Origin of the sequence: Streptomyces sp. XM83C (genome assembly GCF_023072675.1) — a bacterium.
Lineage (GTDB): Bacteria > Actinomycetota > Actinomycetes > Streptomycetales > Streptomycetaceae > Streptomyces > Streptomyces thermocoprophilus.
The window spans coordinates 1-8,221 of sequence record NZ_JALLGL010000281.1 but is presented as its reverse complement, the minus strand read 5'-3'; the positions used below and the strand labels follow the sequence as shown (position 1 = coordinate 8,221).

Annotated in this window: 10 protein-coding genes and 1 pseudogene; 4 read left to right on the top strand and 7 right to left on the bottom strand. The window is 72.3% G+C overall.

The annotated features are described in order from the left end of the window. Positions 1–400: 400 nt before the first annotated feature. Positions 401–1,738: a D-inositol-3-phosphate glycosyltransferase gene (gene mshA, locus MTQ10_RS24610; protein WP_247472346.1), complete on the top strand. Its 1,338-nt coding sequence runs from the start codon at positions 401–403 to the stop codon at positions 1,736–1,738. Further along, positions 1,731–2,246, top strand: coding sequence for a YbjN domain-containing protein (locus MTQ10_RS24605; RefSeq protein ID WP_247472345.1), 516 nt, complete (start codon positions 1,731–1,733; stop codon positions 2,244–2,246). The genes mshA and MTQ10_RS24605 overlap by 8 nt, the downstream gene beginning before the upstream one ends. A 113-nt stretch (positions 2,247–2,359) precedes the next feature. Here MTQ10_RS24605 and MTQ10_RS24600 read toward each other — a convergent pair whose 3' ends face one another. Continuing rightward, complete coding sequence (locus MTQ10_RS24600) at positions 2,360–3,187, bottom strand: helix-turn-helix domain-containing protein (RefSeq protein ID WP_247472344.1); 828 nt, start codon at positions 3,185–3,187, stop codon at positions 2,360–2,362. A gap of 49 nt (positions 3,188–3,236) precedes the next feature. Here MTQ10_RS24600 and MTQ10_RS24595 point away from each other — a divergent pair, with 49 nt between their 5' ends. Further along, on the top strand, positions 3,237–3,680 hold the full coding sequence (locus MTQ10_RS24595; protein ID WP_247472343.1) for a DUF2000 domain-containing protein: 444 nt from the start codon (positions 3,237–3,239) through the stop codon (positions 3,678–3,680). A gap of 21 nt (positions 3,681–3,701) precedes the next feature. Here the strand turns inward: MTQ10_RS24595 and MTQ10_RS24590 are convergent, their stop codons facing one another. Then, positions 3,702–5,081 carry an MDR family MFS transporter gene (locus MTQ10_RS24590; protein ID WP_247472342.1) on the bottom strand — a complete coding sequence of 460 codons (1,380 nt, stop codon included), beginning with the start codon at positions 5,079–5,081 and terminating at the stop codon, positions 3,702–3,704. Between the two features lie 148 nt (positions 5,082–5,229). On the opposite strand from MTQ10_RS24590, the gene MTQ10_RS24585 reads away from it, so the two are divergent. Beyond that, positions 5,230–5,991 (top strand): phosphoglyceromutase, encoded by a 762-nt coding sequence (locus MTQ10_RS24585; RefSeq protein ID WP_247472341.1) that lies wholly within the window; start codon positions 5,230–5,232, stop codon positions 5,989–5,991. A gap of 133 nt (positions 5,992–6,124) precedes the next feature. Here the strand turns inward: MTQ10_RS24585 and MTQ10_RS24580 are convergent, their stop codons facing one another. The 5 genes and pseudogenes from MTQ10_RS24580 to MTQ10_RS24560 form a co-directional block, all read right to left on the bottom strand. Further along, positions 6,125–6,340 carry a DUF4287 domain-containing protein gene (locus MTQ10_RS24580; protein WP_247472340.1) on the bottom strand — a complete coding sequence of 72 codons (216 nt, stop codon included), beginning with the start codon at positions 6,338–6,340 and terminating at the stop codon, positions 6,125–6,127. A gap of 114 nt (positions 6,341–6,454) precedes the next feature. Continuing rightward, positions 6,455–7,132 carry a DUF5701 family protein gene (locus MTQ10_RS24575; RefSeq protein WP_247472339.1) on the bottom strand — a complete coding sequence of 226 codons (678 nt, stop codon included), beginning with the start codon at positions 7,130–7,132 and terminating at the stop codon, positions 6,455–6,457. A gap of 92 nt (positions 7,133–7,224) precedes the next feature. Next, entirely contained in the window at positions 7,225–7,632 is a 408-nt protein-coding gene (locus tag MTQ10_RS24570) for a DUF6188 family protein (RefSeq protein WP_247472338.1), read from the bottom strand. A gap of 140 nt (positions 7,633–7,772) precedes the next feature. Further along, positions 7,773–7,937 (bottom strand): hypothetical protein, encoded by a 165-nt coding sequence (locus tag MTQ10_RS24565; RefSeq protein ID WP_247472337.1) that lies wholly within the window; start codon positions 7,935–7,937, stop codon positions 7,773–7,775. 167 nt (positions 7,938–8,104) lie between these two features. Beyond that, positions 8,105–8,221: pseudogene (locus MTQ10_RS24560) on the bottom strand (IS5/IS1182 family transposase); the annotation flags it as partial.

The following is an 8,221-nucleotide window of genomic DNA, read 5'->3' as shown; positions in this document are numbered from 1 at the left end:
CCCCCTGGACCGCCGTGGAGCTGCTGGGCCGGCTGCGGACGGTGGCGCCCCGTCCGTCCGCCCCATGGCAGGCCGTCCGTATGTCCGTCCCGTCCGCACGTTCATCCCGCCCGCACGTTCATCCCGCCGGAGCCGGTCGTCCGCCCGCCGGAGCCGGTCGTCCGCCCGCCGGAGCCGGTCGTCCGCCCGCCGGAGCGGGGCCGTGCACAGCCCCGCTGTCCGCCAGGCGAGCGGACGCATCACGACGTCGAACGGTTGACCGATACTCGATAACACCTAGGCAAAAAGACACCGCACCCCATGGACCGCCCGGAATGGGAATGACCCGCTCCGCTGTTGCTGAGCGTGGAGGGCGTCCCCACCCTCCCGCCAGGCATGCCCGCACAAGGAGGAACGCCCCGTGAGCCACTACGTCAGCAGGCTCGGGCGGCGCTCCCCGTCGGCCGGCGCCCGCCTACGGCTCCACCGGCGCCCCCGCCGCGTCGCCATGCTCTCGGTGCACACCTCCCCCCTGCACCAGCCGGGCACCGGCGACGCGGGCGGCATGAACGTCTACATCGTGGAACTGGCGCAGCGCCTCGCAGCCCAGGGCATCGAGGTCGAGGTCTTCACCCGGTCCACCACCGCGGCGCTGCCGCCCGCCGTGGAACTCGCGCCCGGCGTCCTCGTCCGGCACGTCGACGCCGGCCCCTACGAAGGCCTCGCCAAGGAGGATCTCCCCGCCCAGCTGTGCGCCTTCACCCACGGTGTGATGCAGGCCTGGGCCGGCCACCGCCCCGGCTACTACGACCTCGTCCACTCCCACTACTGGCTCTCCGGGCACGTCGGCTGGCTCGCCGCGCAGCGCTGGGGCGTCCCCCTCGTGCACGCCATGCACACCATGGCCAAGGTCAAGAACGCCAACCTCGCCGACGGCGACACCCCCGAGCCCGCCGCCCGCGTCATCGGCGAGACGCAGATCGTCGACGCCGCCGACCGGCTGATCGCCAACACCGCCGAGGAGGCCGAGGAGCTGGTACGGCACTACCACGCCGACCGCGCCAAGGTCGCCGTCGTCCACCCCGGCGTCAACCTGAACCGCTTCCGCCCCGCCGACGGCCGGGCCGCCGCCCGCGCCCGCCTCGGCCTGCCGCAGGACGCGGTGATCCCCCTGTTCGCCGGCCGTATCCAGCCGCTCAAGGCGCCGGACGTGCTGCTGCGGGCCGTCGCCGTACTGCTGGACGAGCGGCCCGAACTGCGCCCCCGCCTCGTCGTTCCCGTCGTCGGCGGCCCCAGCGGCAGCGGCCTCGCCCGACCGGAAGGGCTACAGAAACTCGCCGCCCGCCTCGGCATCGCCGACGTCGTACGCTTCCGGCCGCCCGTCGGACAGGACCAGCTCGCCGACTGGTTCCGCGCCGCGTCCGTCCTCGTCGTACCGTCGTACAGCGAATCCTTCGGGCTCGTCGCCATAGAGGCCCAGGCCACCGGCACACCCGTGCTCGCGGCGGCCGTCGGCGGCCTGCCCGTCGCCGTCCGCGACGGCGAGACCGGCTTCCTCGTCCAAGGGCACGACCCGGCGGCGTACGCGCGCGTGCTCGCCCGGTTCGCCGACGACACGCGGCTCACGCCCCGCCTCGGCGCCGCCGCCGCACGGCACGCCAGGTCCTTCGGCTGGGACACGGCCGCCGCTGCCACCGCCGACGTGTACACGGCCGCGCTGCAGGCCCACCGCCGTCGCGTACGCTCCCACCATGGCTGACGGACACAACGCACAGCAGGCCGCCGCGCAGACCGTCGAGGGCGCCCTGAAGGACGCCGACCTGGAGTGGGAGAGCCCCGCGCCCGGCACGTACGTCGTGAAACTGCCCGGCACCCGCAAACTGTCCACGACCGTCCAGCTGATCGTCGGCCGGCACTCCCTGTCGCTGAACGCCTTCGTCATCCGCCACCCCGACGAGAACGAGGCCGGCGTCCACCGCTGGCTGCTGGAACGCAACCTCAAGCTGTACGGCGTGAGTTATGCCGTCGACCCCCTCGGCGACATCTACGTCACCGCACGCCTGCCGCTCGCCGCCGTCACCGCCGAGGACATCGACCGCCTCCTCGGCCAGGTCCTCGAAGCCTGTGACGGCGCCTTCAACACCCTGCTGGAGCTGGGCTTCGCCACCGCCATCCGCCGCGAGTACGCCTGGCGCGTCTCCCGCGGTGAGTCCACCCGCAACCTGGACGCCTTCCGGCACCTGACGGAACGGCCGGCGGGGGACTGAGCCTTCACCGTCGTACGGCTTGTACGGCTCTTACGTGACTTGCGCGGCTCGTACGGCTTACGGCTCGTACGGCTCATGTGGCGTCGCGGCGCTCGACGCCACGCGAGCCCGGCTCACCGCCTGCTGCCGCCGCCACTCCGGTACCGCCCCGGCGTCACCCCCACCAGCCTGCGGAAATGCCGCGTCAGATGCGCCTGGTCGTAGAACCCGGCCGCGACGGCCGTCTCACCCGGCGGCACCCCGTCCAGCAGCAGCCGCCGCGCCCGCTCCACCCGCCGGGACGTCAGATACTGGTGCGGCGCGATGCCGTACGCCCCGCTGAACGCCCGTACCAGATGAGCGGGATGCGCCCGCAGCACCGCCGAGGCCTCCTCCAGCGTGACGCCCTCCGCGACCCGCGCGTCGAGCAGCTCCCGCAGCCGCCGCGCGAGCCCGGGATCGCGCAGGTCCCGGCGTATCCGCTCCCCGTCCCGGGGCCGCAGATGCTGCCGCAGCCGCTCCCCGACGAACGTCAGCCTGCTCTCCGCCTCCAGCTCCTCCCCAGGCCGGGCCAGCGCGGCATGCACCTGGCCCACGCGTCGCCGCAGCAGCGGATCACGCAGGTCGGGCCGGTCCACGGCGGCCCCGATCAGCTCCGTCGGCAGCTGCCGGGTGTCCAGGTACAGCACCCGCTTGCGGAAGCCGCCCGGGGTGGCGGGCGCGCCGTTGTGCGGCACGTGCGGCGGCAACAGGGTCACCGTGTCGTGCGGGGTGCCGTGCTCGTACCGGTCCAGGTCGTACCGTACGGCCCCGTCGTCCACGATCAGCAGCGTCCACGCGTCGTGCACATGCATCGGGTAGGCGTACTCGGTGAAACGGGCGTGGAAGACCTCCATGACGCCCGGTACGGCGGGGCGCCAGGCGGTGACCGATTCGGCGGCGGCTTCCTGGCGGGGGGCCATGCAAAGAACGTACAAGACCAAGGGGGACGGCGGTCGGCAGTCTCACACCATGAGCACGAGCACTGCACCCGAGAGCGCCCCCGCCCGCTTCGACACGAAGATCGCCGTCCTGCTCCGCGACGACCTGGAGACCTGGCAGCGGCTGAACGTCACCGCATTCCTGGTCAGCGGCCTCGGCACGACCGTCCCCGAGGTGATCGGGGAGCCGTACGAGGACGCCGACGGGGTCGGCTACCTGCCGATGTTCCGCCAGCCGGTGCTGGTCTTCGAGGGGACGAAGGAGACGCTGACCGCCGCCCACGGCAAGGCGCTGTCCCGCGCCCTGCCCCGGGCCGTGTTCACCTCGGACCTGTTCGCGACCGGCAACGACCGTGACAACCGGGCCGCGGTACGGGCCGTACCGACCGCCGACCTCGACCTGGTGGGCCTGGCCGTGTACGGCCCGCGCAACGCGGTGGACAAGGTACTGAAAGGGGCACGCATGCACCCGTGACCCCGGCGGGCGTCCTGCCTGTCACGTCCCGGAGGGCCGGGCGAGTTCCTCGGGCCGGCCATCGGTCCCGGCACCGGCCCCGGCGGCACCGGCACCGGCGGCCCCGGCGGCCCCGGCACCGGCACCGGCGGCCCCGGCGGCGGGCGCACCCGCGGCGGAATTGGCCTCGGACACCGCCGCCTCAGGCTCCTCCTCGGGCAGACGCCGCATCAACGCGCCGTATCCCACACCCGCGACCGTGCCGATGACGGCGCACATCCCCCACAGCCACGCCGCGCCGTACCGGTCGATGACGAACCCGGACAGCACCGGGGCGACCAGCGCGGCGACCGCCCACGACATGGTGAACATGCCCTGGTAGCGGCCACGGCCCTGGGCGGGGGAGAGCCGTACGACGAGTTCGGTCTGCGTGGGCGCGTTGACGATCTCCGCGAACGTCCACACGCACACGGTCAGCGCGAACACCGCGACCGACCCGGCGAACGCGGTCAGCCCGAAGCCGTACCCGGCGAGCAGCGAGGAGATCACCAGCAGCCGCCGCGTGTCCCGGTGCTGGATGAACCGGGTGACCGGGATCTGCAGGGCGACGATGAGGACGCCGTTCAGGGCGATGGCCAGACCGTAGTCGGCGGGCGTCAGCCCGGCCTCGCCCATGGCGACGGGCAGACCGACGTACCCCTGCTGGAAGATCAGCGCCACGAGGAACGACGCACCGACGACACCCATGAACCGCCGGTCCCGCAGTACGGTGCCCAGCCGGACCGGGTCACCGTCGTCGCCCTCCCCGCCCTCGGCCGAGGCCGGCGGCCGGGACTCGGGCACCTTCACGAAGACCACGATCGCGCACAGGAAGGTCATACCGGCCTCGACGAAAAACCCGGCGCGGTAGCTGACCTCGGCGACGAAACCGGCGGCGGTCGAGGAGACCGCGAAGCCCAGGTTGATCGCCCAGTAGTTCAGCGAGAACGCCCGCACCCGGTCCTTCGCGGGCACGATGTCGGCCATCATCGCCTGCACGGCCGGCCGGGACGCGTTCGACGCCACACCGACCACGAACGCGACGACGGCGACAGCCACCGGATCCCGTACGAAACCGAGCACCGCCACCGACACGGCGGTGGCGAGCTGCGCGATCAGCATCGTCGGCCGCCGCCCCAGCCGGTCCGCCAGCACCCCGCCGCCGAGCGAGGCAAGCACCCCGCCCAGCCCGTGCAGGGAGGCGACGAGACCCGCGTAGAAGGCGGAACCGCCGAGGTCCAGGGTGATCCACAGGACCATGAACGTCGCGACGAACGCGCCCAGCCGGTTGACGAGCGTGCTGGTCCACAACCACCAGAACTCCCGGGGCAGCCCGGAGACGGTCTCACGGGCGGCACGTCTGAGAGCGACGGCGGACGGCATGACGGAACCCCCGGAGGTAATGAGCGCAACAGCAGACACACCTTACGAACGGCCCGCACGCTCTGCCACCGCTTATTGCCTCCCTCCGCCCCGTCCGCCCATCGAGCACACCCACCGGCGCCCGAAGGCTTGGATTACGCTCATACGCATGGCCGACGCACCGTACAAGCTGATCCTCCTCCGCCACGGCGAGAGCGAGTGGAACGAGAAGAACCTGTTCACCGGCTGGGTGGACGTCAACCTGACCGCGAAGGGCGAGAAGGAGGCGACGCGCGGCGGCGAGCTGCTCAAGGACGCCGGCCTGCTCCCCGACGTCGTCCACACGTCCCTCCAGAAGCGTGCGATCCGCACGGCCCAGCTCGCCCTGGAGGCCGCCGACCGCCACTGGATCCCGGTCCATCGCAGCTGGCGCCTGAACGAGCGCCACTACGGCGCCCTCCAGGGCAAGGACAAGGCCCAGACCCTCGCCGAGTTCGGCGAGGAGCAGTTCATGCTGTGGCGCCGCTCCTACGACACCCCGCCGCCCCCGCTCGCCGACGACGCCGAGTACTCCCAGGCCAACGACCCCCGCTACGCGACGATCCCGCCGGAGCTGCGCCCCAACACGGAGTGCCTCAAGGACGTCGTCGCCCGCATGCTCCCCTACTGGTACGACGGCATCGTCCCCGACCTCCTGGCCGGCCGCACGGTCCTGGTCGCCGCCCACGGCAACAGCCTGCGCGCCCTGGTCAAGCACCTGGACGGTATCTCCGACGCCGACATCGCGGGCCTGAACATCCCCACGGGCATCCCCCTCGCCTACGAACTCGACGCCGACTTCAAGCCCGTCGTCCCCGGCGGCAAGTACCTCGACCCGGACGCGGCAGCCGCCGCGATCGAGGCCGTCAAGAACCAGGGCAAGAAGAAGTAAGCGCCCACGGATAAGCCCCCTACCTGCGGGTTCTCCGCTGGGAGGGGGCTTTTCGCCGTCGTCGGTGCTCAGGTCGCCGGAAGACGGTACGACAGGGTTCGTGGCGGGCGGGCCCTTGCGAGGCCGCGGTGGGTCAGGAGGTGCGGGATTCCGCCAGGGTGTGGGCGACCAGGGCGTTGGCGTGGCCGTGGCCCAGGCCGTGTTCCGTCTTGAGCCAGGTCACCAGTTCCATGTGCTTCTTCAGCGGGGACTTGCGGATCAGGTCCTGCCACTCGCTGATCGGGCGGCCGTACTTCTTCTCGATCGAGGGGAAGTAGCTGGCGGGACCCTTTACGGCGCCGGTCGTCATGGGGTGCCCCCTTCTGGGTCGGGCGGGCGGTGCGGTTCCCTCGCCCTCGGCTGTGCTGACGTCAGTTGGACTGGGGCTACGGCTCGAACTCATCGGACGCAGGTGTGTGCTGCGTCACGCGACAGTGGGCTTCGCGGGGGTGCGGGTCGTGGCCGACGCGAAGCCCAGCCAGGTATGGCGGTTGCCCCACCAGCACCAGCCGATCTTCGGGGCGTTGCGGCGGGCTCGGCCGTCGCGGCCCGTGCCGTTGCTGATCCAGATTGCCGGAGTGCGGGCGTCCAGCTTGCCGTCGGGCTTGCGCAGGCGGGAACCGATCGTCATGAAGCAGCGGTTGCGTTCCAGGGCGGCCGGCTGCTGGAGCACCCAGTGGATGCCCTCCGTGAGCGTCAGGGGTGTGCGGTCGGCCGAGGTCAGGGCCGGGAGGGCTTCCTCCGGGCTCCAGTTGGCCTTGTCGTCGCCGCGGTCCACGCCCCTGACGACGTACAGCGGACTGTCCGGCAGGTCGACATCGGACGGCAGGAACAGGTCCACGTCCTGCATGTCCTCGACGACGAAGCCCGGCTTGTCCGCGCGGCGCAGCAGTGGGGCGAGCGAGGACGCCGGGACACGGTCCGGGTGCACGACCAGGAGCGCGGCACCGGTGTCGTCGTCGCCCGCTCCGGCGGCGTACGCGCGCAGCTCCTCGGCGGTGAGGCCCGCCGACTCGTGCACCCCGGAACGGATCAGCCGCTCGGCCTGGTCGGCGAGCGGCGGCAGAGCGGGTACGGCGGTTTCGGGCAGGTTCTGCGGCACGGCACTCCTCGGCTCGGGTGGCGAAAGCGACGGACCCCGGGGCAACGCAAGGGGGGCGCCGGAAAGTTCCCGCCGGTGCGTGCGGGAATCGGTCAGTCGGGGCGGCGCCGGATGTCAGGGGAGGTGCCGAGGCCCCACATCGACCAGCCGTCCTCGCCCCAGTCCGTGTCCGGGCCCACCCGAAGGCGGGAGCCGTCGTCGAAGTCCATCACCAGCGTCGTGCCGGCTTCCTCCAGGGTCACCGCCGTGACCGTGCACAGCCACAGGTCCAGGACCGGGGCCAGCCGGGAGCCCTCCTCCGGGGCCAGGTCGTGCCACACACCGGAGCCGTCCCGCAGCCGGAAAGGCGCCTCGACGGTCAGTTCCGCGTCGATCCGCGGGCCCTGGCCCTCGTCGGCCTCTGCCGTGTCCAGCAGCGTCAGGTGCACCTGTTGGTCGAACGCCACCGCGACCACCCGGCTCGCGACCAGCGCGGAGGGGACTTCTCTGGAGCCGGTCATGCCCGTGCCTCCGTCTCCCCCCGGTGCGGAACCACTCTCCTCCACTGTTGCTGGGCCCCGCGCCTCGGGCACACCAGGCCGAGACCCCGGCCCGATCGTTCGTGCCGGGGTCCTGCGCCATGGTGTCCCGTGCTACGGCCTCAGCCGCACTGGCACGGGCTGCCCGACTGGCAGCCGCACCCGCAGCCCGAGCCGCAGCCGCACGCGCCGATCAGCATCAGGTTCCTGACCTCGGCGGGCTGCTCGGTGGGGTGTTCCTGCGTGGGGTCGGGCGGCGTGCCGGGGGTGCTGGGGGAATCGGACATGGTGGTCCCTCCTGCTGGCTGGTGCCTGTGCCCATTGCATTCCCGCCCCGCTGGGCGCATCAACGGCGCACATCAGCGCGAGGCCCGTGCCGCGCGCCCCCCCGAGGGCCGTTCGGGCGACGCGGCACGCCGGTTCAGCACCCCGGCAGGCCGGTTCAGACGTCGTCTCATTTGGCGAGTCTGCGGTAGCAGATGAGGCTGCAGGCGATGGCGGTGAAGGCCAGGAAGTGCTCGACCTTGCGTTCGTAGCGGCGGTGCAAACGGCGGCAGCCGCCCAGCCAGGA

Excerpts from the sequence above, each read along its gene's own strand:
- MTQ10_RS24605 (WP_247472345.1), top strand. The coding sequence starts at position 1,731 with ATGGCTGACGGACACAACGCACAGCAGGCCGCCGCGCAGACCGTCGAG.
- MTQ10_RS24600 (WP_247472344.1), bottom strand. The coding sequence starts at position 3,187 with ATGGCCCCCCGCCAGGAAGCCGCCGCCGAATCGGTCACCGCCTGGCGC.
- MTQ10_RS24595 (WP_247472343.1), top strand. The coding sequence starts at position 3,237 with ATGAGCACGAGCACTGCACCCGAGAGCGCCCCCGCCCGCTTCGACACG.
- MTQ10_RS24590 (WP_247472342.1), bottom strand. The coding sequence starts at position 5,081 with ATGCCGTCCGCCGTCGCTCTCAGACGTGCCGCCCGTGAGACCGTCTCC.
- MTQ10_RS24585 (WP_247472341.1), top strand. The coding sequence starts at position 5,230 with ATGGCCGACGCACCGTACAAGCTGATCCTCCTCCGCCACGGCGAGAGC.
- MTQ10_RS24580 (WP_247472340.1), bottom strand. The coding sequence starts at position 6,340 with ATGACGACCGGCGCCGTAAAGGGTCCCGCCAGCTACTTCCCCTCGATC.
- MTQ10_RS24570 (WP_247472338.1), bottom strand. The coding sequence starts at position 7,632 with ATGACCGGCTCCAGAGAAGTCCCCTCCGCGCTGGTCGCGAGCCGGGTG.
- MTQ10_RS24565 (WP_247472337.1), bottom strand. The coding sequence starts at position 7,937 with ATGTCCGATTCCCCCAGCACCCCCGGCACGCCGCCCGACCCCACGCAG.